General features: G+C 73.0%; 18 protein-coding genes and 1 pseudogene. 3 read left to right on the forward strand and 16 right to left on the reverse strand.

Annotated elements, in window-relative coordinates; genetic code table 11:
* Positions 1-23: 23 nt before the first annotated feature.
* Positions 24-1,145 carry a histidinol-phosphate transaminase gene (locus ACUJ8O_RS01255; protein WP_445373076.1) on the reverse strand — a complete coding sequence of 374 codons (1,122 nt, stop codon included), beginning with the start codon at positions 1,143-1,145 and terminating at the stop codon, positions 24-26.
* Positions 1,146-1,188: 43 nt separating this feature from the next.
* Positions 1,189-1,563: a peptidoglycan-binding protein LysM gene (locus ACUJ8O_RS01260; RefSeq protein WP_445373077.1), complete on the reverse strand. Its 375-nt coding sequence runs from the start codon at positions 1,561-1,563 to the stop codon at positions 1,189-1,191.
* Positions 1,564-1,856: 293 nt separating this feature from the next.
* Here ACUJ8O_RS01260 and lexA point away from each other — a divergent pair, with 293 nt between their 5' ends.
* On the forward strand, positions 1,857-2,573 hold the full coding sequence (lexA, locus tag ACUJ8O_RS01265; protein WP_063190303.1) for a transcriptional repressor LexA: 717 nt from the start codon (positions 1,857-1,859) through the stop codon (positions 2,571-2,573).
* Between the two features lie 43 nt (positions 2,574-2,616).
* Here lexA and ACUJ8O_RS01270 read toward each other — a convergent pair whose 3' ends face one another.
* Together ACUJ8O_RS01270 and hflX are read right to left on the reverse strand one after the other, a co-directional pair.
* Complete coding sequence (locus tag ACUJ8O_RS01270) at positions 2,617-4,716, reverse strand: ATP-dependent DNA helicase (RefSeq protein ID WP_063190302.1); 2,100 nt, start codon at positions 4,714-4,716, stop codon at positions 2,617-2,619.
* Entirely contained in the window at positions 4,713-6,353 is a 1,641-nt protein-coding gene (hflX, locus tag ACUJ8O_RS01275; protein WP_063190301.1) for a GTPase HflX, read from the reverse strand. Before hflX ends, ACUJ8O_RS01270 begins: the two co-directional genes overlap by 4 nt.
* 444 nt (positions 6,354-6,797) lie before the next feature.
* On the opposite strand from hflX, the gene ACUJ8O_RS01280 reads away from it, so the two are divergent.
* Positions 6,798-7,961: an NAD(P)-binding domain-containing protein gene (locus tag ACUJ8O_RS01280; protein ID WP_063190300.1), complete on the forward strand. Its 1,164-nt coding sequence runs from the start codon at positions 6,798-6,800 to the stop codon at positions 7,959-7,961.
* Positions 7,962-7,986: 25 nt separating this feature from the next.
* The gene (locus ACUJ8O_RS01285; protein ID WP_036384239.1) at positions 7,987-8,622 is read left to right on the forward strand and encodes a class I SAM-dependent methyltransferase; all 636 of its coding nucleotides are present in this window, start codon (positions 7,987-7,989) and stop codon (positions 8,620-8,622) included.
* Between the two features lie 57 nt (positions 8,623-8,679).
* Here ACUJ8O_RS01285 and dapF read toward each other — a convergent pair whose 3' ends face one another.
* The 12 genes and pseudogenes from dapF to ACUJ8O_RS01345 all read right to left on the reverse strand — a co-directional run bounded on the left by dapF (position 8,680) and on the right by ACUJ8O_RS01345 (position 24,215).
* Positions 8,680-9,633, reverse strand: coding sequence for a diaminopimelate epimerase (dapF, locus tag ACUJ8O_RS01290; RefSeq protein ID WP_095695526.1), 954 nt, complete (start codon positions 9,631-9,633; stop codon positions 8,680-8,682).
* Positions 9,630-10,580 (reverse strand): tRNA (adenosine(37)-N6)-dimethylallyltransferase MiaA, encoded by a 951-nt coding sequence (gene miaA / locus ACUJ8O_RS01295; RefSeq protein ID WP_036315053.1) that lies wholly within the window; start codon positions 10,578-10,580, stop codon positions 9,630-9,632. Before miaA ends, dapF begins: the two co-directional genes overlap by 4 nt.
* Positions 10,580-12,127, reverse strand: coding sequence for a tRNA (N6-isopentenyl adenosine(37)-C2)-methylthiotransferase MiaB (gene miaB / locus ACUJ8O_RS01300; protein ID WP_396830700.1), 1,548 nt, complete (start codon positions 12,125-12,127; stop codon positions 10,580-10,582). Before miaB ends, miaA begins: the two co-directional genes overlap by 1 nt.
* A gap of 46 nt (positions 12,128-12,173) precedes the next feature.
* Entirely contained in the window at positions 12,174-12,866 is a 693-nt protein-coding gene (locus ACUJ8O_RS01305) for a DUF6270 domain-containing protein (protein ID WP_236557952.1), read from the reverse strand.
* 180 nt (positions 12,867-13,046) lie between these two features.
* Positions 13,047-14,056: pseudogene (locus ACUJ8O_RS01310) on the reverse strand (IS481 family transposase).
* A gap of 316 nt (positions 14,057-14,372) precedes the next feature.
* On the reverse strand, positions 14,373-15,137 hold the full coding sequence (locus ACUJ8O_RS01315; RefSeq protein WP_143739890.1) for a hypothetical protein: 765 nt from the start codon (positions 15,135-15,137) through the stop codon (positions 14,373-14,375).
* A 69-nt stretch (positions 15,138-15,206) separates the two neighbouring features.
* Positions 15,207-15,806 carry a regulatory protein RecX gene (locus ACUJ8O_RS01320; protein WP_230955743.1) on the reverse strand — a complete coding sequence of 200 codons (600 nt, stop codon included), beginning with the start codon at positions 15,804-15,806 and terminating at the stop codon, positions 15,207-15,209.
* A 437-nt stretch (positions 15,807-16,243) separates the two neighbouring features.
* Positions 16,244-17,308, reverse strand: coding sequence for a recombinase RecA (recA, locus tag ACUJ8O_RS01325; RefSeq protein WP_070708704.1), 1,065 nt, complete (start codon positions 17,306-17,308; stop codon positions 16,244-16,246).
* A 215-nt stretch (positions 17,309-17,523) separates the two neighbouring features.
* Positions 17,524-19,326, reverse strand: a complete 1,803-nt coding sequence (locus ACUJ8O_RS01330) for a DUF6270 domain-containing protein (protein ID WP_148408544.1) — start codon at positions 19,324-19,326, stop codon at positions 17,524-17,526.
* Entirely contained in the window at positions 19,323-22,607 is a 3,285-nt protein-coding gene (locus ACUJ8O_RS01335; protein WP_159305496.1) for a glycosyltransferase family protein, read from the reverse strand. The genes ACUJ8O_RS01330 and ACUJ8O_RS01335 overlap by 4 nt, the downstream gene beginning before the upstream one ends.
* The gene (locus tag ACUJ8O_RS01340; protein ID WP_159305495.1) at positions 22,604-23,770 is read right to left on the reverse strand and encodes an FkbM family methyltransferase; all 1,167 of its coding nucleotides are present in this window, start codon (positions 23,768-23,770) and stop codon (positions 22,604-22,606) included. The genes ACUJ8O_RS01335 and ACUJ8O_RS01340 overlap by 4 nt, the downstream gene beginning before the upstream one ends.
* Before the next feature lie 226 nt (positions 23,771-23,996).
* Entirely contained in the window at positions 23,997-24,215 is a 219-nt protein-coding gene (locus ACUJ8O_RS01345; protein WP_002856506.1) for a DUF3046 domain-containing protein, read from the reverse strand.
* Positions 24,216-24,222 lie beyond the last annotated feature (7 nt).

Genomic DNA, 24,222 nt, shown 5'->3' on the forward strand with positions numbered 1-24,222 from the left:
GACGCCGAGACTCCGGTGACGCCTCAGGACCGGTCCCCGGTCTCGCCGAGGACCTCCGCGAGAGCGGTGAGGAACGCCGTCGTCTCCGCCTCGGTGCCGGCGGTGACGCGCAGGTGGTGCGGGATGCCGACGTCCCGCACGAGGACGCCGCGGTCGAGCAGGCGGCGCCACACGTCGGAGGCGTCCTCGAGGTGACCGAAGAAGACGAAGTTCGAGTCGGACACCGAGGGCCTCAGTCCCAGGCCGCGCAGGGTGGAGACGATGCGGTCGCGCTGGGCCTTGATGTCCTCCACGGTGCGCAGCAGCGCGTCCACGTGGTCGAGAGCAGCCTCCGCCGTGGCCTGCGTGACCGCGGAGAGGTGGTACGGCAGGCGCACCAGGCGCAGGGCGTCGGTGACGGCGGGGTCCGCGGCCAGGTAGCCCAGGCGCGCGCCGGCCAGGGCGAACGCCTTGGACATGGTGCGCGTGACGATCAGCCGCTCCCGGCCGGGCAGGAGGGTGAGGGCGGAGCGGGTGCCGGCGAGGGCGAACTCCGCGTAGGCCTCGTCCACGACGACCATGGCGCCGGGCCCGCCGGCGGCCTCGTTCTGCGCCTGCGCGGCGTACACGGCCTCGATGGTCGCCAGGTCCAGGGCGGTGCCCGTCGGGTTGTTGGGGGAGGCCAGGAAGACGACGTGCGGACGGTGCTCCCGCACCATGGCCGCCGCGTGCTCGGCGCTGAGGGTGTGGTCTTCGGCGCGGCCGCCGTCCACGAACACGGTGTCCGTGCCGCCGGCCAGCAGCGGGTACATGGAGTACGAGGGCAGGAAGCTCAGCAGTGTCCGCCCGGGGCCGCCGAAGGCCTGGAGGATCTGCTGCAGGATCTCGTTGGAGCCGTTGCCGGCCCACACGTGGTCCGCCGTGAGGCCGTGGCCGAGGTAGCCGGCGAGCGCGCGTCGCAGCCCCGTGAACTCGCGGTCCGGGTAGCGGTTCAGCCCCCCGGCGACGGCCGCGACCCGCTCGGCGATGGCGGTGGCGACCTCCTCCGGCACCGGGTGCGTGTTCTCGTTGGTGTTGAGCATGTACGGCACGTCCAGCTGGGGGGCGCCGTAGGGGCTCAGGCCGCGGAGGTTCTCGCGCAGGGGCAGAGAGCTGAGGTCGGTCATGGCCGCCAGTCTAGGAAGCGTGGAGGGCGAGGCCCGCCGTGCGTCACCGCGTGGCCGGGACGAACAGCTCCTCGCCCGGGGCGGGGGCCCGGCCCTCGAGTCCGTTGAGCTCGTCGATCGTGGCGATCACCTCGTAGACGTCCGCCTGCGGAGCCACCGTGGTGGCGATGGTCCACAGGCTGTCCCCGGGCATGACCGTGACGGACTGGGTGGCGGGCCCCGCGGTGTCCGCGGACACCGCGGCGGGCGACAGCAGCACACCCAGGAAGAAGGCGGCCGCCAGCGTGGCGGCCACGGCCGCGGCGATCACGGGGATCCCCCGCAGCACGAGGCGGCCGCGGCGGGTCAGACGGATGGTGGCCGGACGCGGCCGCGCCGTCGCGGGCGAGCCGGCGAACTGGGCGGTGGTGAGCGTCATGGTGTCCTCCTCCGGGGCGGATGCCCTCCAGGTGATCGAACATGTGTTCGAATCCGTTCGAATGCCTTTCTAGCACAGGTGTTCGAGACATGCCACGACGAGATCGAACATATCTTTGAAGGAGAGGCGGCTCTCCTCTAGGCTCGAGGCCATGCACGGACGCCCCGGAACGCCCCCGGGGATCGCCAGGACACAGGCAACCAGCGGGGGCGGACACGGTAAGCGTCCGGACGGCAGCCGGACGCCGGAACACGAGTCCGGCCACCATCACCCCGGGAGAACGGACGGCAGCCATGAGCACCACCGACGATCAGCCGGCGGCGCGCGCGCCGCTCACCGACCGCCAGCGGCGGATCGTGCAGACCATCCGGGACGCGATCGCCGACCACGGCTACCCGCCCTCCATGCGCGAGATCGGCGACGCCGCGGGCCTGGCCTCGCTCTCCTCCGTCACGCACCAGCTGGGCCGTCTCGAGCGGCACGGCTACATCCGGCGCGACCCCGGACGCCCGCGTGCCCTCGAGGTGCTGCTCGACGTGGACGGCACCCCGCTGGGCGAGGCCGCCTCCCCCGCCGCTGCGCCGTCGTCGCAGGTCTCCACGATCCCCGCGTGGCACACCGGCACGGACGAGGCGGACAGCGTGCCGGTCCCCTGGGTCGGCCGCATCGCGGCGGGCGGCCCCGTCCTGGCCGAGCAGCAGGTCGAGGACGTCATGGCGATCCCGCGACGCCTCACGGGCGAGGGCGAGCTGTTCATGCTGCGTGTCACGGGTGACTCGATGGTGGACGCCGCGATCTGCGACGGCGACTGGGTGGTGGTGCGCCGGCAGGAGACGGCGGAGAACGGCGACATCGTCGCGGCCCTCCTCGACGACGAGGCCACCGTGAAGACCTTCCGCCGCCGTGACGGGCACACCTGGCTCCTCCCCCAGAACACGGCCTACGAGCCCATCCTCGGCGATCACGCCACCGTGATGGGGCGGGTCGTCACGGTCCTGCGTTCGCTCTGACCGGCTCCCTCCGGCCGGGCCGACGGCCCGAGGCCGAGCGAGGTCAATCGCCCGAGGCGAGCCGTGCCAGCACCCCGCGGACGACGTCGCGGTCCGTGGTGCGCCAGAAGTCCGGCAGGGCGCTCGTGATGTAGCCGCCGTACCGCTCGGTGGCCAGGCGGGGGTCCAGCACGGCCACCACGCCGCGGTCCGTCACGGAGCGCACGAGGCGCCCGGCGCCCTGGGCCATGCGCACGGCCGCATGCGTGGCGGAGATCCGCATGAACCCGTTGCCGCCGTGCCGGGCGACGTCCCGGGTGCGGGCCTGGGAGAGCGGGTCGTCCGGCCGCGGGAACGGGATGCGGTCGATCACCACGAGCCGCAGCGAGTTCCCCGGCACGTCCACGCCCTGCCACAGGCTCATGGTCCCGAACAGGGACGTGTCCGGCTCCTCGGAGAACTGGCGCACGAGGGCGGAGAGGGTCGCGTCCCCCTGGCACAGGATCGTGGTCTTCGGCCCGAGCCGACGGCGCATCTCGGCGGCGGCGTCCTCGGCCGCCCGGCGCGAGGAGAACAGGCCGAGGGCCCCACCCCGCGACGCCCTCAGGAGCGCCTCGAGCTCATCGAGGGACTCGGGCGAGGCCGTGCGGCCGGGCCGGGGCAGGTGCCGGGCCACGTAGAGCACCCCCTGACGCGGGTAGTCGAAGGGGCTGCCGACGTCGAGGGCCTCGAACTTCGGGGCGTCCGGGCCGGCCAGGCCCACGTCGCCGGCCACCGAGTCGAACCGGCGCTCCCCCGAGCCCACGGTGAGCGTGGCGGAGGTGAGCACCGTCGTCGCCTTGCCGAACAGGCCCTCCCGCAGCTTGCCGGCCACCGAGAGCGGGGCCACGTAGAGCTGGGGCGGGTCGGTCTCGTCCCCCGGCTGCCAGCCCACGCCGGGCTCGAAGTGGCCGGGGCGGGTGGCCCACAGCACCTCGGGGAAGTCGGCCTCGGGCCGGGCGGCGAGCATGCGCTCCACCACCTCGAGGACCTCGAGGATCCGCGAGCGCGCCATCTGCCGTCCGCCGTCGGCGTCGGCCTCCTTGTCCTTGTCCTGGCCGAGGTCGGACAGGCACTGACGCGCGGCCATGAGGACGCCGGTGAGGGCCTGCTCCTGCACCTCGTCCGGGCCCGCGGCGATCAGGCCGGACGGGGTGTCCGTGAACGCGCGGTCCAGGGCCGCCCCGGCCTCGATCAGATCCTCGACGGCCACGGTGGTGTGGCGGCGCAGCGAGGTGGCCGCGCCGTGCACGATCGACCCGGACAGCTGCCCGGTGACCGCACCGGTCACCCGGTCCTGCAGCTCGTGGGCCTCGTCCACGACGACGGCCGAGTACGCCGGCAGGACCGCGAGCCCCTCGAAGGCGCTGATGGCGAGCATCGCGTGGTTGGTGACCACGACGTCCGCGTCCGCCGCGTCCGCGCGGGCCCGCTCGGAGAAGCACTCCTCGGCCTGGGGGCAGCGGGACGCGCCGAGGCAGTCGACTGCGGAGACGGAGACCTGCCGCCACGCGCGGTCGGTGACGGGGACCTCGAGGTCGTCGCGGTCCCCGGTCTCGGTCTGGTCCGCCCACGCCCGCAGGTACATGACCTCCTTGCCCAACAGGGAGGAGGGCCCGGCGGCGCCGTCCGTGGCGGAGCCGATCACCCCGCCGTCGTCGGCGACCGTGAAGAGGGCTTCCTCGCCCTCATCCCCGGGGTAGCCGCCGTCCACCTTGTGGCGGCACAGGTAGTTGGAGCGGCCCTTGACCAGGGCGACGACGGGCTCGCGAGGCAGCTCGTCCTTGAGCGCCTCGACCAGCCGAGGGGCGTCCCGCTTCATGATCTGGGCCTGCAGCGCGAGCGTGGCCGTGGCGACGACGACGGGGTCCTCCTGCGTCATCGCGTGCTGGAGCGCGGGGATCAGGTAGGCCAGGGACTTGCCGGTGCCGGTGCCGGCCTGCACGAGCAGGTGGCGGCGCGACTCGAGGGCGCGCGCCACCTGCAGCACCATCTCCCGCTGGCCCGCGCGGTGCTGGCCGCCGGTGGCCTGCACCGCGGCGTCCAGCAGGCGCAGCGCCTCGCGCTCGTGCTCCGTGAGTGGCTGCGCGCCGCCCGCCCCGGCTTCCTTCGCCCCGTCGCTCACGACGCGTCCGCCTCCACGACGAACTCGGCGAAGTCCGGCGCGATGTCCTCACGGACCAGCACGGACAGGCGGGTGCCGCCCTCCTCGTAGCCCTCGGCCAGGATCTCCGCGTCCGCCGAGTGGAGGCGGGAGACCAGCTCACCCCGGGTGAACGGGATCAGCAGTTCGAGCCGCACGTCAGGCCGCGGGATGGTGGCCGCGATGGCGCGCTCGAGCTCGTCGATGCCCTCGCCGGTGCGCGCGGAGACCACCACGGCGTGGGGCTCCTTGGCCCGGATCCGGGCGATGACGGCCGGGTCCGCGGCGTCCGCCTTGTTCAGCACGATGATCTCGGGGATCCGGTGCGCGTCCACCTCCGCGAACACGGAGCGCACCGCGGCGATCTGGCCCTCGGGGTCCGGGTGCGAGCCGTCCACGACGTGCAGGATGACGTCCGCGTCCGCGACCTCCTCGAGGGTGGAGCGGAACGCCTCGACCAGCTGCGTGGGCAGGTTCCGCACGAAGCCGACCGTGTCCGAGAGGGTGTAGCCGATGCCGTCCGGCGTCATGGCCTTGCGCACGGTGGGGTCCAGCGTGGCGAACAGGGCGTTCTCCACGAGCACCCCGGCGTGGGTGAGGCGGTTGAGCAGGGAGGACTTCCCGGCGTTGGTGTACCCGGCGATCGCCACGGACGGCACCCGGTTGCGACGACGGTTGGCGCGCTTGGCCTCGCGGGCCGGCTTCATCCCGGCGATGTCCCGGCGCAGCTTCGCCATGCGGGTGCGGATGCGGCGGCGGTCCAGCTCGATCTTGGTCTCGCCGGGGCCACGGGAGCCGATGCCCTCGCCGGCGGCGGCACGGCCGCCGGCCTGCCGGGACATGGACTCGCCCCAGCCGCGCAGGCGCGGCAGCAGGTACTCGAGCTGCGCGAGCTCGACCTGGGCGCGGCCCTCACGCGAACTCGCGTGCTGGGCGAAGATGTCCAGGATCAGCGCGGTCCGGTCGATCACCTTCACCCGCACCACATCCTCCAGCGCGCGGCGCTGAGACGGGGCGAGCTCGGAGTCCACCACCACGGTGTCCGCGCCGGAGAGCGCCACGATCTCGGCGAGCTCCTGCGCCTTGCCCTTGCCGAGGAATGTGGCCGGGTCCGGGGTGGCGCGGCGCTGGATGACGCCGTCGAGCACCTCCGAGCCCGCGGTCTCGGCGAGCGCGGCCAGCTCCCGCAGGGAGTTCTCCGCGTCCTCCGCGGAGCCCTCGGTCCAGACCCCCGCCAGCACCACGCGCTCCAGGCGCAGCTGGCGGTACTCGACCTCGGTCATGTCCTCGAGCTCGGTGGACAGGCCCTGCACGCGCTTGAGGGAGTGGCGCGCGGCGAGCTCGTCCTGGTCGCCGTCGGCATCCGTGTGGCCGTCCTCGCCCTCGTCCAGGGCGAGTGCGCGGCCCGCGAGCGCGCCGGAGCGATCCGGGGTCCCGTCGTCGGGGGCGCCCTCGTGGTCCGCGGCCGCGCTGTCCGCGGAGCCGCGCCCGGTCACCTCGCGCTCGGAGGCGCGGCGAGCGTCATCGGCGGCCAGGATGCGGTCGATCACGGCCTGGATCTCGTCCTCGGAGCCGTGGGCGCCCTGGGGGCCGGGGGTGTGCTGGTTCTTCTCAGTCATGGTCTCCTCTGGGCCGCCGCGGTCGGGCGGCCCGATGGTCTCAGGGTAGAGGGGTGCGCGGACGCGTTAGGCAGCTGTCCGCAGGGGGCGGACGTGGCGGGTGACGCGCACGGCCGTGTGGGCAGGGGTCGGCGCCGCGCTGCGACGATCTCGCGGCGGCTCCATTCGCGGGAGGAAGGTGAGCACGCGGCACCGCAGCCACGAGGTCTCGTCGGCGGGCGTGCAGGGGCGGACCACATCGTCCATGGTGGGATCTCCATCAGGTGCCGGGGCGCGCTCGACGGCCTCATCCGAGGCGGGCGCGCGAGGGGGCGGGGGCGGGCAGTGACGCGGGGGCGTCAGCGCAGGAAGATCCACATGGGCGTCGAGTGTACCGGGCGGCGCGTGTGGGCGACAGGGGCCCCGGCGCCCGGTCCGCTGACGACGCGCACGTATCCTGCGGGCATGACCGCGTCCCCCTCCCCTGCCCCGCCGCAGCCCGGCCGGACGGGCCGGGCGACCGTCGTCGTGATGGGCGCGGGCCAGGCGGGGCTGTCCGCCGCCTACCACCTGCGCCGCCGCGGCTTCGTGGGGCTGACTCCGAACGACGACGGCGCCGCCGGCGTCCCCGAGGACGCCCCCGGCACGTTCGTGGTGCTCGACGCGGAGACCGCCCCGGGCGGGGCCTGGCAGCACCGCTGGGACTCGCTCACGATGGCCACCGTCAACCACATCCACGAGCTGCCCGGCGACCCGGTGCCGCCGGCCGACCCGGCCGCGCGCGCCAACGCCCTGCTGCCGGCCTACTTCGCGGACTACGAGGCACGGTTCGCCCTGCCGATCCGGCGGCCCGTGCGCGTGAGGCGCGTCGAGCGGATCGGCGAGCCGGGACGTGCGCGCGGGTTCTTCGTCCGCACGGACGGGGCGCCGGGCACGTGGCGGGCGGACTTCGTGGTCAACGCGACCGGCACCTGGACGTCCCCGCGGTGGCCCTCGGTGCCCGGGATGCGCTCGTTCCGCGGCCGGCAGCTGCACACCCATGACTACGTGTCCAAGGACGAGTTCGCCGGGCAGCGGGTGGTGATCGTGGGCATGGGCGTCTCGGCGACGCAGCTGCTGGCCGAGACCTCCACGGTCGCGGACACCCTGTGGGTGACCCGCCGCGAGCCGCAGTGGCAGGACTCGGCCGCGCCCGGCGCCCTGGCCGAGTCGGTGCGCGGGGTGGACGAACGGACCCGTGCGGGCCTGCCGCCGGGCTCCGTGGTCGAGGCGACCGGGATGCACCGCTCGTCCTGGGTGCGCGAGGCCGAGACACGAGGCGTGCTGGTGCGCCACCCCATGTTCACGGCCGTCGAGCCGGACGGGGTGCGGATGCCCGACGGCTCGTTCGAACCGGCGGACGTGATCCTCTGGGCCACCGGCTTCCGGCCGGCGATCCGGCACCTCGCTCCCCTGCGGCTGCGCACGCCCGCCGGCGGCATCCGCGTGGCGGGCGGGCGCGCCCTGGACGAGCCGCGCCTGTTCCTGCTCGGCTACGGGCCCTCCCAGTCCACGGTCGGGGCCAACCGCGCCGGGCGCGACGCAGTGCGCGCGATCCTCGCGGACCTGGCCGGGCCGGCATCGGGCTGAGGGCCGCCACGACCCGCTGGCTACCATGGTCGCCGTGAGCTCCGCATCCCACTACTTCGACGCCGACCCCTCCGCACCCGAGCGGCGCCGCACCGTGCGGACACGCCTGGCCGGCCGCGACGTCGAGGTCCAGACGGCCAACGGGATCTTCTCCCCGGACGGTCTGGACAAGGGCACCGCGGCCCTGTTCTCGGCCGTGCCCGCGCCGCCGGCGAGGGGCCGGTTCCTCGACGTCGGCGCGGGCTGGGGGCCGGTCGCCCTCACGCTGGCGCTGCGGTCGCCCGAGGCGGAGGTGACCGCCGTCGAGGTCAACGACCGCTCGCTGCAGCTGACCCGCGACAACGCCGCGGCCCTGGGCCTCGGCAATGTCGTGGCACTGCGGCCGGAGGACGTCCCCGAGGGCGCGGAGTTCGACCTCATCTGGTCCAACCCGCCCATCCGGATCGGCAAGCCGGCGCTGCACGCCCTGCTGGAGCGGTGGCTGCCACGCCTGGCCCCCGGCGGCGAGGCCTGGCTGGTGGTGCAGAAGAACCTCGGCGCGGACTCGCTGCTGCCGTGGATCGGCCGGATGCTCGAGGAGCGCGCGCCCGGCCGGTTCACCGCGGAGCGGGCGGACAGCGTCAAGGGCTTCCGGATCCTGCGGGTGGCGCGGGCGCGCTGAGGCGCCGTTTCCCGAACGACAGCGGTTCGTGGCCCGCCGTTTCCCGAACGACAGCGGTCAGGCGGTGAGTTCGCCGTCGAAGACCAGCTCGGCCGGGCCGGAGAGGACCACGTGCTCGGTCCCCTCCGGACCCGGCACGACATCCACGGCCAGCACGCCACCGGGCACCTCGACGAGCCACGAGTCCGAGCCCTGGTCGCCCGACCACGCGCGCATCGCCACAGCCGCCGCGCACGCGCCCGTCCCACAGGACTGGGTCTCGCCCACCCCGCGCTCGTGCACGCGCATCCGCACGCGCCCGACGCCCTCGCGCACGAGCGGCTCGTGCGCGGCCACGAACTCGACGTTCGTGCCGTGCGGCGGGGCGGGGTCCACCTCGGGGGCGCGGCCCAGGTCCAGACCCTGCAGGTCGGCGAAGGAGGCCAGCGGGACCACGGTGTGGGGGTTGCCCATCGAGATGCTCAGCGCCGGACGCGGATCGGTGAGGCCGTGGGCGAGGACCATCGAGTCCGACGCCGCCTCCTCCGCCAGCTCGGGGTCGAGGTACGACCAGGGGCCCATGTCGATCGCGTAGCCGTGCTCGAGCCGGGTCACGGCCTTCACACCGGCGCGCGTGCCGATGGTGATCGCCCGGCCGGGGGCCAGGTCCACGAGGCCCTTCTCGACCAGGAAGTGCACGAAGACGCGCACCCCGTTGCCGCACATCTCGGCGATCGAGCCGTCGCCGTTGCGGTAGTCCATGAACCACTCGGCCTCGGGGTGCTCGGCGAGCAGCGCCTCACCCTCCGGCAGACGCGCGGACCGCACGGCGCGGATGACGCCGTCGGCGCCGATCCCCCGGTGCCGGTCAGCCAGCCGTGCGACGCGCTGGGCGTCGAGCTGCGTGTTGCCGTCCGGGTCGGCGATCAGCACGAAGTCGTTGCCCGTGCCATGGCCCTTCGTGAACGGCACGCGCGGCGCGCTCGCGTGGAGGGGGTCCTGGGCGGCGGGCGCCGCGGGCTGCTCGGTCATGGGCCCAGTCTAGGTGGCGTCCCGGCGACGACGGCGAGCGCCTCCGCCACGATGTCCTCGCCCTGCGCGTCGAGCCAGACGACGCGTGGGTCGGCCCGGAACCAGGTCTCCTGGCGTCGGGCGAACCGGCGCGTGGCCACGACGGTCTGCTCGGCCGCCTCCGCCTCGGTGAGCTCGCCGTCGAGGACGGCGAGCATCTGGGCGTAGCCGATCGCGCGGGACGCGGTCGGCCCCTGCCGCAGCCCCTCCGACCCGGGGACGTCGAGGCGGCGGACCTCGTCCAGCAGGCCCCCGGCCAGCATGCGCTCCACCCGGGCCGCGATCCGCTGGTGCAGCTCGGCCCGGTCCAGGCGCAGGCCGAGCTGCACCACGGGGGCGACCTCCGGGGCGTACGTGCGCTCCGGCATGAACGCGGAGAACGGACGGCCCGTCAGCCGGCACACCTCCAGTGCGCGCACGATGCGGCGGGCGTCCTGCAGCCGCTCCGCCGAGACCGGGTCCAGGGCGGCCAGCTCGGCCCTCAGCCCGGCCAGGCCCTCCCGCTGCGCGCGCGCCTCCAGCTCGGACCGCAGCGCCGGGTCCGTGGGCGGGAACTCGAGCACGTCCAGCGCCGCCCGCACGTACAGCCCGGAGCCGCCCACGAGGATCGGGGTCCGACCCCGCGCGCGGATCTGGTCGAACAGGTCGCGGGCCGCGGACTGGAAGGCCGCCACCGAGGCCTCCTGGCCGACGTCGAGCACGTCCAGCAGATGGTGCGGGACGCCCTCGCGTTCAGCCGGGGTGACCTTCGCCGTGCCCACGTCCATCCCCCGGTAGAACTGCAGGGCATCCCCGTTGACCACCTCGCCGTCCAGCGCGTGCGCCAGGGCGACGGCGAGGGCGGACTTGCCCGTCGCCGTCGCCCCGACGACGGCGACGACGGGCGGCCGGGCCGCGGCGGCGGGCATCAGGACCGCGGGCGCAGGGTCGGCATGCCGAGGCTCGTGGCACCGGAGCCGCCCGCCGTGCCGGGGGCCGGGGCGCCGCACGACTCGGCCTGGGCGCGGTCCCACGCATCGCCGGCGCGGGAGCGGCGCAGGACGTAGTCCTGTGCGGTCGGGTCGGCGACGGCGAAGAACGGGTGGGCCTCGGTGACCGTCACGGTGACGAAGTCGCCGGGGCGGGGGGTCTCGGCGCCGGCGGGCACGGAGAAGTGCACGAGCCGGTTGTCGGGTGCGCGCCCGGACAGGCGGCCGCGCTCCGCGGCCTTGGAGCCGGAGTCGGCGGTGACGAGCAGCTCCTGGCGGGTGCCGACGAGCGTGGCCATCTCCTCGGCCGAGATCCGGTCCTGCAGGGCCACGAGGCGCTCGAAGCGCTCCTGGACGACGGCCTTGGGCACCTGGTGGTCCATCTCCCCGGCGGGGGTCCCGGGGCGGATGGAGTACTGGAAGGTGAACGCGGAGGAGAAGCGGGAGGCCTCGACCACGCGCATCGTCTCGGCGAAGTCCTCCTCGGTCTCCCCGGGGAAGCCGACGATGATGTCCGTGGTGATGGCGGCGTGCGGGATGCGCTCGCGCACCTTCTCCAGGATCCGCAGGAACTTCGCGGACCGGTAGGAGCGGCGCATGTCCTTGAGCACCTTGTCCGAGCCCGACTGCAGGGGCATGTGCAGCTGCGGCATGACGTTGGGGGTCTCGGCCATCGCGTCGATGACGTCGTCCGTGAACGCGGCCGGGTGGGGGCTGGTGAAGCGGACGCGTTCGAGGCCCTCGATCTCCCCGCACGCGCGCAGCAGCTTGGCGAACGCGCCGCGGTCGCCGAACTCGACGCCGTAGGTGTTCACGTTCTGGCCCAGCAGCGTGACCTCGACGGCGCCGGCGTCGACGAGCGCCTGCACCTCGGCGAGGATCTCCCCGGGGCGGCGGTCCTTCTCCTTGCCGCGCAGCGACGGGACGATGCAGAACGTGCACGTGTTGTTGCAGCCCACGGAGATGGACACCCAGCCGGAGTGGGTGGAGTCGCGCTTGGTGGGCAGGGTGGAGGGGAACACCTCGAGCGACTCGAGGATCTCGATCTCGGCCTCGGCGTTGTGGCGCGAGCGCTCCAGCAGCACGGGCAGGGAGCCGATGTTGTGGGTTCCGAAGACGACGTCCACCCACGGGGCCCTGCGCTGGATGGCGGCCTGGTCCTTCTGGGCGAGGCACCCGCCGACGGCGATCTGCATGCCCGGGTGCGCGTCCTTCACCGCACGCAGGTTGCCGAGGTTGCCGTACAGGCGGTTGTCCGCGTTCTCACGGACCGCGCACGTGTTGAAGACCACGAGGTCGGCCTGGGCGTCCTCGGCGACCGGGACGTAGCCGGTGGACTCGAGCAGGCCGGAGATGCGCTCGGAGTCGTGCACGTTCATCTGGCAGCCGAAGGTGCGGACCTCATAGGTCAGACCCTCGTGCGGGCGCGCGGCGGCGCCGTCCTGCGCGAGCGGGGTGGTGCGGGGGGTGGGGTCCGTCAGAGTCACCGCACCATTCTAGGAACTCCGGGCGCGGCGCGGGGCCCGCCGCCGATCAGTCGATCGTGGGGGCATCGGTGAGCCGGTCGGCGACCCAGGCATAGAACGGGTCCGCATAGTGCATGGCCGCTGCGCCCCAGAGGTGGTCCTTGGAGGCCACGGCCAGTTCGTCCGGCACGTCGAGGATCGGCAGCCCCAGCTCTTCCAGCACCGCGAAGTAGGGCGCGAAGGCGACCTGCCACTGGTCACCGGATCGTCCGTCGGAGCGGCACACGGACTCGCCGGTGTCAGTGACGTCGGCGAAGCGTGCACGCAGGACCCAGGCGCGTCGGCCGCGCAGCCTCTCCTTCATGCGGGGGGCCAGTTCTCGGAACAGGGCGACGTGCTCGTCCGAGGCGAAGGGGATCCGTCGCCCCACCACGACGTCGTTCCACGCCGAACGGCGGAACTCATTGGACGGAGTGATGAAGCCCCCCCCGTACTCGATCACGCCGAAGCGCTCGTCGGTGAGATCGAGCAACAGGGCATCCCCTGCGTCGAGTGCGGCGGGCGCGGTGGATGCGAAGTCGTCCCGCACCATGCGCGCCTGGAAGTCCGAGGCAAGTCCGATGTCTGCGTCCGGCTCCGCCACGGGCGGGGTCAGGGCGGAGACCCAGGACGACCTCGCCGCGTATGCCGCGACCGGGGCCACGGGGTGGACGCGGAGGACGTCTCGAGAGACACACGATCCATAGATGGCCACATTCATTGGTGCGATGATACAGAAGTTAAAACGTGTGGAAGCTGTCAACGTCGTGTGACTCCCTGGATAGAAGCATCCCGGTTCCCCTTGTACATTGCTCAGAGCGTTTCAGATACTCCGCAGACAACGCACCTGCAGCCAGCTCGCTTCAAGACAACTCGTCGGCGGCGGAAGGCCCGAGTGCCCCTAGGTGTAGGAGGGCATGACGTTGTTGACTCGGGCCGGGGCCAGTGAGGCCGGCGGGGCGTCCCCGCATCAGGTATGAGGCCGATGGTAGTTGTCGTGGTTCACCCACACCTGCAGGGCCTCACGCCGAGCCGTCTCTGAGGTAGACGGGCGGGCGTGGAGGACCTCATCGACCATCAGCCGGTTGTACCGCTCGACCTTCCCGTTATGGCGCGGGGTGTAGGGGCGGATCCGGTGGTGCCGGCCCCCGAGCGAGACCACCTTCCGGGTGAACTCCGCAGCCCGGTAGTCGTTCCCGATGTCCGTGACCACCCTGTCGATCCGGATGCCGTGGGCGGCGAAGAACGCCCGCGCCCGGCAGAAGAACCCGATCGTGGTCACCGTCCGCTCATCCTCCAACGCCTCGGTGTAGCCCAGGCGGGTGAACCCGTCGATCGCCGAGTGCAGGCAGGTGTAGCCGACCCGCCGGCCAGGCCCGCGCGTGGCTGCTCGCGCGTTCTCGCAGTCCCGTCCGTGAGCACGCCAGCCGCCCCCGTCAGGGATCTTCCCGATCTTCTTCACGTCAGGTGCACCCTGTGCCCCGGCCCCCTCGCGGTGATCCTCTGGGCCGGCTGCTGGCGCAGGGTCTTCCCCGGCCGGGGTCAGGTCCCGTAGCCGGCAGAGCCCGGCCCGGTGCAGCCACCGTCCCACGGCACGAAGACACACCCGGTGGCCCTCGGAGACGAGGTGGTGATGGATCCGGCGGGCCGAGCACTTCTCCCTGCGAGGCAGGGTCTGGATCTGAGCCACCACCCCGGGGTCGAGCTGGGCAGGTGAACGGCGCGGACGCCTGGGCCGGTCAGCAGCCCGGCCTCGCCCTCGGCGTGGTAGCGCGCCACCCAGGTGGCCACCGTGGGACGTGCGACCCGGAACTCGGCGGCCACGTGCGCTTGTGGGATCCCGTCGTTCAGGTGGCGTTGGACCATCCTGAGACGGCCGGTGGGAGTCAGGGGTGCATGAGCGTGAGTCATGAGTGGGTCTCTTTGCGCGGATGGGTGGTGTAGGAACTTCCATCCTGCGGCAGAGGCCCACTCGTCTCATCTCAGCCCGGCCCCCGTGCCAAGAACCTCATGACCCACAACATCTAGGAACCTCGGGCGGGGCGCGGGGCCCGCCGCCGATCAGACGTTGCGCGGACGCCCCGCTCGTGGCAGGCGACGGGGATCCGGCGTCAGCGGTGTCGAAGCCGGCAGAAGCCCCTGGACGGCGTCGTCCGTGACAGAGGGAGTGTCAAGACGTCCACCGGCCGATCGAGGCGGAATCGGGTGATACCCGCCGGGTGAGACCTCAGCCTTCCGTCGGCAGCGCTGCCTTGATGGCGCGCAACGCCACTGCGCGTTGGAGGGTCTGATGCTCGTGAGTGCGTGCCGTCACCAGAAGGTCGGCGTTCTCCGCGCGGTAGAGCGTGCTCGAACGGATCGTGCTGATCAACTTCAGCTGCTGGGGGAAGCACCGGTCCGCCTCATTGGAGATCATGGTGAACGGTGGGACGTACCGCTCGAAGAGGAACCGGGACCAGACGTCCACCCGCTCGGGGTGGTGGCGTCGATACTCGGTGACCGTCATCCCGAGGATGCGCTTCTCGACGGCCCGTACGGCGCCGGGGAGCCAGCCGCGGAAGTCGATCTGAGGCACTTCAGCCACCGCACGGGCCCGGGCGGCGGCGGCGGCGGCGAGCGCACCGAAACCACCCAACGAGGATCCGTAGAACAGGATCTTGTCCCGGCCGAGTCCACGTTCCCGGGCATGTTCGAGGACCACGGCCGCGATCTCGCGGACCACGTCCACCTCGGGATGGATGAACCAGGCCCCGTCGAGCTCCGCGTCCTGGCGGAGTGCGGGGTCCGCGATGGTCAGGACCGCGAAGTCCGGCAGGTCCTCAGCCCACGACCAGCGGTGGAACACCGGCATGGAACGGTCCTCACGTTTGGGCGAGAGCGCTCCGGGGAGGAATACGACGAGGCCCCGGGGAGACGGGACGTCACGCACCAGCGCTTCGACGACCAGTCCTGTGGGGCCGGGCAGCGCGGTGACGTCTGGCATTGCGAGCATGGCGGTCATCGTAACGGCCAGGCGGCGCCTCGGCGTCCGTCGACGCGGTCTTGCCGGAGGAACACCTCGTCATCCCTGCTCCTGAAGTGCCTCCCGGACGACTGCGAAAGCGAGCCCTCCTCCATACCCCTTGCGCCCCAGCATGCCCACGAGGCGCCGGGTCACCTTGTCCCGCTCTGCGCGCGCGTCCGGTCCGTTGCCGGCGGGGACCCGGCGGCCGCGCAGGCGGCGGCGGACGAGCTCAAGGGCGGCGGCACGCTCGTCCTCCCCGTCGATGGCCTCGAGCGCCTCGGCCGCGACGTCCCGGTCCACACCCTTCTGCCGCAGCTCGTGGCCGATGGCCCGCCGGGCCAGTCCCTTGGACCGGTGGCGGCTGCGGACCCAGACCTCGGCGAATGCGACGTCGTCCACGAGCCGGACCTCCTCGAACCGGTCCAGGACCCGGGCGATGAGCGCGGGCTCGGCCTCGCGCTCGGTGAGCTTGGCCTCGAGCTGGCCGCGGGACCGCGGTCCCAGGGCGAGCTGCCGCAGGACGACCTCCCGGGCGGCCTCCTCCCGCTCCTGCGGGTCGGCCGGCAGGGGCGCGGGCCCCGGGCGACGGCGCGGCCGGGCCTCCTCAGGGGTGGACGCGGCATCCGCGGCGGACGGCCGGGCATTCCGACGGCGCACACGCCTCGGCCCGGACGGGGCACCGCCCCCGTCACGCGCGGGTCGTGCGTCCGTCGACCACGGCAGCACGCGCGCGGCGGCGCCGGGCGAGGGGCTGGGCAGGTCGCTCGCACGGCCCAAGAGCGAGCCCAGGTCCGGTGCCTCGGCCTCGGCCCGCGCTGGGACAGGACCGGACGGCGCTGACGCAGGGGCGTTCCCCGCCGCGGCGAGGCTGCGATCGACCGGGTTATCCGGCGGGACCGCGGGCGACGCCGTGCCCGCGTTCCTCTCCTCGACCGGCCCGTCGGCCTCGGGCACACCCGCCAGCTCGAGCCACATCCGGGCGGCGTCGGTGTCGCGCGCGTCGTCGAACGCGGACACACCGGGGGCGGAGCCGCTCCGGCCGGCCGTCTCCGACCGGTGGGCGGCCCCGCCTCCGACGTTCCGGCGCGATCGGGTCATCCGGCCGCGGTGTCCCCCGGAACCGCGGTCAGGGCCGGGGCCTCGTCGTCCTCGGCCTCCGGGGCCACGCCGATGCCGAGCTTCGTGAGGATGCGCTCCTCGATCTCGTTGGCGAGGTCCGGGTTGTCCCGGAGGAAGCGACGGGCGTTCTCCTTGCCCTGCCCGAGCTGGTCCCCGTCATAGGTGAACCACGCGCCGGACTTCTTGACGATGCCCTCCTCGACACCCATGTCGATCAGGCCGCCCTCGCGGGAGATGCCGACCCCGTAGAGGATGTCGAACTCGGCCTGCTTGAAGGGCGGGGCCATCTTGTTCTTGACGATCTTCACGCGGGTGCGGTTGCCGACGGGGTTGCCGGCCTCCTTGAGGGTCTCGATGCGGCGGACGTCGATGCGCACGGACGCATAGAACTTGAGCGCCTTGCCGCCCGTGGTGGTCTCCGGGGAGCCGAAGAACACGCCGATCTTCTCGCGCAGCTGGTTGATGAAGATGGCCGTGGTCTTGGTCTGGTGCAGGCGGCCGGTCACCTTGCGCAGCGCCTGGGACATGAGGCGGGCCTGCAGGCCGACGTGGGAGTCGCCCATCTCGCCCTCGATCTCGGCGCGCGGGGTCAGCGCGGCCACGGAGTCGATGACGACGATGTCCAGGGTGCCCGAGGAGACGAGCATGTCCATGATCTCCAGGGCCTGCTCGCCGGTGTCCGGCTGGCTGACCAGCAGGGCGTCCGTGTCCACCCCGAGCTGGCGGGCGTAGACCGGGTCCAGGGCGTGCTCCGCGTCGATGAAGGCCGCGATGCCGCCGTTGCGCTGCGCGTTGGCCACCGCGTGCAGGGCCAGGGTGGTCTTGCCCGAGGACTCCGGGCCGTAGATCTCCACCACGCGGCCGCGCGGCAGGCCGCCGATGCCCAGGGCCACATCCATGGCCACCGAGCCCGTGGGGATGACCTCGACGGGTGCCTGGGTCTGGTCCCCCAGCCGCATGACGGAACCCTTGCCGAACTGCTTGTCGATCTGGGCGAGAGCGGCCTCGAGGGCCTTCTCGCGATCCGTCACCTTGCTCATCCTTCACCCCTAGCTCTGGTGGTGCTGCCGCGGACGCTGGAGCGCCCGCCTCGGTCATGTCCGTGAATCTACGGGGGGCGGCGGACACGATAAGCGTGGCCCGCCCCGCCTGTGCACGAGATCACCCCGTCGCACTGCTGTGCAGGACTCTACCGCATGGATCGAACATGTGTTCGATCTCCGGCGAGTCGCGCGCGCCCGGCAGCCTCCGGGCCTCAGGATGTCGGTGGCTCGAGCCGACGCGCACGCCGGTCGAATCGGACCGAGCCCACGGCCCGGCCTCGCCCGTCCCGCAGGTCCAGGCGCCAGGACCCGTCATCGCCGAGCGGCTGCACGATCAGGGGCGGCACGGCGTCCTCCACCGTCGCCTCCGTCAGCCCGTCTGCCTCGATCGAGAAGTCCGCTCCGGCTGCCCGGCCGTCCGACAGCTCGGCGAGGTCCCAGTCGACGCGCACCCGACCGTCGTCGGCCCCCCGCACGGCGAGACCGGCGCTCGCGCCCTCGGCCGGCCCCGGCTCGTCTACGACCGGCGCCTCCGCAGGCTCCGGGCCCGTCATCTCCTCAGGGGAGGACCGCGCCTCCGGCACCGCTCCGGGGGCGTGCGCGACGGCTGCCGGCGGACCGGACGCCAGGCGCCGCTGGAGGGCGGAGAGCACCGCCCTCGGGCGGCCGCCCCGGCGCAGTGCGTCGAGGACGAGCAGGAGCACCGCCGGAGGAATGTCATCCTCGCCGCCGGGCCACCGCAGCACGAGGGCCGCGTGGCCGTCCCCCACCCCGTATAGCAGGGGGCCGGGCCCCGCCCCGGGGGTCCGCTGGACGACCGGCATCAGAGTCGACTGGAGCCGAGGGTCCTCCGAACCCTGGAGGACCAGCGCACGCCGTCCCGCGACGAGGGAGTCGACCCGCTCTGTGCTCGCGCCGTCGCCCTCCTCGTCCTGCGGCTCAGGACCGGCATCCGGGTTCCACGCGAGCACGGACGCCGCGTCTCCGAGCCGGCCGGCCAGCCGCAGCGCCTCGTATCCGGCGCCTCCGCCGCCCACGAGGAGCAGATCGCGGCCGGTCGCCTCGGACAGCTCGGCGAGCTCGGCCGCCGCCTCCGACACGGCCGTCTGGCCGCCGCGCACCGTCAGCGAGAACCACGGCACGGCCCTCTGCGTGAGCCACCCCTGCGCGGCCACGACCGCACGGGGCGCCGCCCCGTCCTCGTGGTGCAGACCGTCGAGGAGGACGACGAGGGATCGATCCTCCTCTGCCCGGGAGAGGTCACCGTGGAGGAAGAGGCCGCCCGGGCGCCCGGCGACGCCCCCCGAGGTGGACTCCACCGCCGTGAGCACGCGACGTGTCAGCTCTGCGGCCGAGTCCGGACTCAGGGCCAGCGGATCAGCGTTCCCCTCGCCCGATGCGGCGGCGTGCGCCGCCGCTGGCGGAAGGGCCACGACCCGTCGCCAGGGCAGGTCTTCCTGCATGCGCCCGTACACCCGTGCGAGAAACTGGTTGGCCCGGTGTCGCTCGGCGGCGCCCGCCAGAACGTCCCCCGCTTCGTCCTGGGTCGGCAGCAGCACTCGATGGAGGACGAGCCGGTCGCGCAGACCGACCGATTCGAACACCAACAGTGCGCGTTCCCACCCGGCTTCCCAGAGGGCGAAATGACGGTCCGATCCGAACGGAACCCTCTCCCCTGCGACCTTGCCGAGCCTTCCCAGCTCGGGAGACGCTGTCACCACCGCGCCGGAGGGGAGGACGACGAGCGGCCATCTCTCCTCCAGCGCGTCCAGCACGACGACGTCCGGTTGCGAGACCACGACGTCCGCGAGGAGGGTGCGGTCCAGGTCGCGGGTCAGCATCGTGCGTGCAGGGGTCGGCACCGATGCGAGGTCGACCTCCGCCACGGGAGGAGTGCCGCATCCGGCCAGGGACACGCGGGACAGGAATCCGGCCGTCGACGTCACGAAGTCCGGGTGCCTCGACAACGCGTTGAAGGTCAGCCGACTGCCGAGGACGGTGGTGCGCAGAGTCATGAGGCGGTCCTCCCGAATGAGGCCGCCATCTCCTCGGCGACCACGTGGTCCGCCCCGGACTGCGCCCGCACCCGCTCCGCGGCGGCGCGGGACATCCCCAGGTAGCGCTCCGGGTCCCGGTGCAGCGCCCGCAACGCGTCGGCCAGGCCGTGGTGGTCCTCCGGCGGGGCGAGGAACGCGCACTCCTCGTCCACGAACTCCGGGACTGCGGCGACGGCCGAGGTCACCGGGACCAAGCCCGAGGACATGGCCTCGTCGCGGCTCACCCCCTGGGTGTCGCTGCGGGTCGGGACCAGGAGCACGCCGTGGACGGCGTGCTCCCGGGCGATCTGCTCGTGCGTGAGGAAGCCGCGGCGGATCGAGACGTTGGGCAGGCCCCGCAGGGGTGCGAGGGTCTCCTCGAACAGCGGACCGTCCCCCAGGAACGTGAACTCCATCTCGTCGAACCACGGCTCGTCCTTGAGTTCCAGGACGGCGGCGACGGAGAGGTCGTTCGCATAGACGCGGGAGTGGTACGGCCGGATGGACAGGACTCGAAGGCGGTGCTGGGCGGTCTTCTCCCGGTAGGGGAAGACGTCCGCGTCGATGGGGTTGTGGATGATGCTCCAGCGGTGGTCGGGCAGCCGCACGCCGACGTCCTCGAACACCGTCTCCGCGAACCACTGGGAGACGAAGACGAAGTGCATGTCCTCGGGAGAGGACTCGAAGATCTCCCGCCACATCGTCAGACGGGTCTCCGACAGGTCCTTGGCGGCCTCCAGCTCCTCCTCGGAGGTGTAGTTGAACCGCCGGCGCCACCAGGGCTGGATCTCGAACCCGTGGATCCACACGGTGGTGGGGGGCAGCGACGGAGCCGTCTTCAGCACGTCCCAGGTCTCCGGCAGGAGGCAGTGCACGGTGAGCGAGCGCGCCTCCCCCGTGGCGAGCGTGGCGGACAGGTCAGCCGGCCGCAGCACGGCCACGTCCACGTCCTCGAACTCCCGGAACTCCGGCTGATGAGCGGTCCCCAGGGTGACGGTCTCGAGCCGGCGCCCCGCCTCGAGGTAGCGACGTAGGCGGCTGTGCACGAACCCGTTGCGGTACAGGTTCCCGTATGACGGGTAGATGTTCGTCACCAGCACGTCCGGGCTGCGCACCAGGAGGGGGACGGGCGGCGCCACGAAGGGGCCGTTCACCACACGGTGGATCACCGCGCTGCCGGACCCGCTCACCCGCAGTCCCCAGCGCATGGCCACGGCGTCGTCGGGAATGGTCACCTCCACGAACTGGCGCGCCGGGATCATCGCGTGGCCGATGCGCCCTCCCGCGGAGTCGAGCCAGTACGCGACGAGCATGACGTCGAGCCCGACCCCGACGTCCAGATAGAGGGGCTCCGTGCGACCGAGGAGCTCCGCGTCCAGCGGCCTGACGTGCGGGTTGATCCAGTACTGGTGGCGGCCTGCCTCCATCCGCGAGGTCAGCCGCGCCTCGCCGTCCTCCCACGTCATGGTGAGGGCGTCGAAGGTCGTCATGCCCTCGAACAGCATGTCGAGGTCGAGGACGGGCAGGTCGTCGGAGGACTCCTCGAACACCAGCGCGTCGGCGTGGCGACGGATCTCGTCCAGTCCGAGCCCCTGGTCGAGGGGCAGCGCCGACACCGGCTCCAGGAGGGCGGCCGGGTCATGCGCCCCGCCCGCGCAGTACTCGAGCGCGGAGACGGCCAGGCCGGCAGGCGCCGTCGCCTCGGTGAGGACGCCGGACACCGCGGCCTCCGCCGCCGGGTCGAGGCGCACCAGCGACCGGTGCAGGGGCAGTCCGTCGCACGGGGTCCACGCGGTGCGCGGCTCGCGGCGCACCGGGGCGCCGCCACCCTCCGGCACCGCGTAGTGCTCCCGGTGCCCGACGGCGTCCACGTCGGCCCACCGCAGGGTCAGCACGAGGTCCTCGAGGTAGTGCGGCCCGTACCAGTCCTGGGGCTCCAGGGTGCCGAGGGCGGTGCATCCGCGCGACCGCGCCAGCGCCGCAAGGCCGTCGGCGGACTGGACGGCGACCACGCGGTCGTCGTCAGCCGCGGCCTCGACGGCCGCCGCGTCCGCATCGTCCTCCACCAGGACGGCGAGCACCCAGTCGATCCAGGACTGCCGCGTCCAGGACGCCAGGAGGCCGCGGACGGCCTCCTCATCGCGGCCCGGTGCATGCGGCACGATCAGCAGCGGGCGCTCGACCTCGGCCGGAGGCAGGGTGACCCCGGCGTGCTGGGCCACGAAGGAGAGCCGCTCGGCGTAGGTGTGCTCCCGCAGGACCTTGCGCAGCGCCATGGCGCGCATCCGCTCGTTGCCGTTGGAGTGGGCCTCGATCTGCTCGAGCCGACGTCGCATCTGCGTCCCCGAGTCCGTCGCCACCACGAGGTCGCCGAACATGAGCCGCAGCCCGCGGGAGAAGTTGCTGACCACCAGCGTGTTGGAGGCCAGGAGCTCGAACACCCGGCGGGCGAACATGGACTGGGACTGCTTCACGGAGTTCAGGTTGAGGTTGACCGTGTAGCCCTTGTAGGGGATGTCCAGCAGGTCCGGCGTCAGCGCGCCGCCCACGATGAACCGCTTGTACTCCTCCGGGAAGGCGTAGTCGGCGTTCCCCCGGCCCAGGTTGCGGTCGTAGATGTCGAACCGCCGGCCATCCGCGGAGAGCTCCGAGCTGAGCTCCCGCAGATCCGCCAGCCGCTCGGGGTAGCGGGCGTAGTAGGCGCCGGCGAAGGCGCACCCCTGCACCCGCTCGAAGGCCTCCACGGGATTGGAGTGGACCGGCTGGGCCGCGAACGGCAGGAAGTGCACGTTGCTGTGCCCGAGCTCGCGCTTGTAGCGCGGGACGCAGTCCAGGTCCGTGGTGAAGACCGCGTCGAAGTGGCCCGCCGTGGTGAGGAACGTGTTGAAGTGCACCGGATCCTCCTTGTTCCAGAAGGCGGTGGGCACACCCCTCTCACGGCACCACCGGAGGATGCCCTCCAGCTCGGGGCCGAACCGATGGACGGTGTTCCACCAGGTCTGGCGGTGCCCGCGCCACGCGGACTCCACGAGCAGCAGGTCCGGCTGCGCCGCCGTCAGCTCGGCGCGCCAGTACTCCATGGTCAGCGGCACCAGGTCCGCCTCGCCCTCGAAGGAGGTGAAGGAGAACTCGTCCAGGATGCAGGCCACGACGAGCTTCCCGGCCCGGCCGGTGCGTCTGCGGACCGGCACCGGATCCGTCTCACGGCGCCGCGACGCGACGTCCTCGGGAACCACAGGTGCGGGGATCCTGGGGCTCATGCCTGCCCACCCTTCTTGTCGGCGCGGATGATCGAGATGAGTCGGGGCACGGCGCGGCGCACGCCGGTCAGGCTCTGGGCCTCCCGCAGCGCCTTGCCCGCCTGGAAGGTGCGCGAGGACCGCACCTGACGCAACGTGGCCCGCGTCTGCTGGACCGCCTGCAGGGCCGACTCCTTCTCCACCGCGAGGCGTTCCAGGGCGTCCTCCATCTCCTGCAGGCGTTCCTGCGCCGCCTCCCGCTCGGACTGGGCGTCCCGCTGGTTCCAGATGCGGTCCTCGGCCTCCGCCACGAACCCCCGGAGCACGCGGAAGTCCTCCCGGTTCCGGGCGACGAGCGCCTCCAGCTCCTCGACTCGACGGCGCGCCGCGTCCCGGTCCGCCTCCGCCTCCGCCAGGTCGGCTCGCATCTCCGCGCCCTCGCCGGGCTCACCGTCACCGGCCCGCAGCCGCTCCCGTAGGGCCAGCGCGGTCGAGCGCTCGGCGTACATGCGGCGCATGACCGCGTCCATCCCGGCCTCCTGCCGCTCGTCCGCGGATCGAGGGACGAAGAGGACGGTCGGCGAGGAGTTCTCCACGTCGGCCACGCGGTAGCCCAGGGGGCGGAGCCGCTCGACCGCCGCCTCGTAGGCGGGCTCGTCGAGGCACTCGATCCACAGCCGGGGCTGGCTGCGCCGGAGCGTGCGGCGGGCGCCGTCGAGCACGTGCGCCTCGAATCCCTCGACGTCCACCTTGAGCATCGCGACGAGGCGCGAGCCGACGATCTCGTCCACGGTGCGCACCGGCACCCGGTCGCCCTCGGCCTCCGGAGACCGGTCGATCGACCGCGTCCCGAGGTTGGCCGGGTCCCCCTCGCGCAGGACGGCCTCGCCCTCGCCGGCGCCTGCCGCGCAGGCGTGCACCTCCACGGCGTCCTCGACGCCGTTGAGCGCGGCGGAGCGGCGGACGGCGTCTGCGAGCCGTGCATCTGGCTCCACGGCGATCACCTGAGCCCCCACCGTGCAGGCGAGGAACAGGGTGTGGTTGCCCACGTTGGCCCCCACGTCGACGACCACGTCACCCGGCGAGAGCGCCTCGGCCATCTTCTCCAGCATCGCGGACTCGTACACCGTCCCCTCCAGCACCATGCCCTGGATGTAGTCCTCACCCGCATCGGGAACGATCACTCTGTACTCTGAGCCGCGCGCCAGCAGGCGTGCGACCGGTTCATCCGAACCGGGAGTGGGCATAGGGCCTCCTCGAGGGGTGGGACGAGACAGGGGTCCTCGCGCTGTCGAGAGGACGCGCGACGTGGGTCCTTCACGCGCGGCGCGCGCCGAAGTCCTGCAGGTCACTGTAGCCGCCGCCACCGCCGGGCAGGCGCCGCGGCCTCCCCGGCGCGCCCCGGCGCCCTCACCGCTTCGGCGGCACGTCCCGACCGAGACGCCGTTCCTGCGGGATCTCATGCAGGTCGCAGACCGCCAGCCAGACCCGCCGCGGGTCCACGCCGGCGGCGAGCGCCGCCGTCGCGGTGGTGTCCAGGCCGGGCAGGTGCAGGGAGTCGGCCACGAGGCCGGCCCGGGCGGGGCCGAACTCCTCGTCCATCAGCCGGCGGAACTCGCTCTCGCGCACGGGCGGT

The organism is Micrococcus sp. EWR3.9.1 (assembly GCF_052615555.1).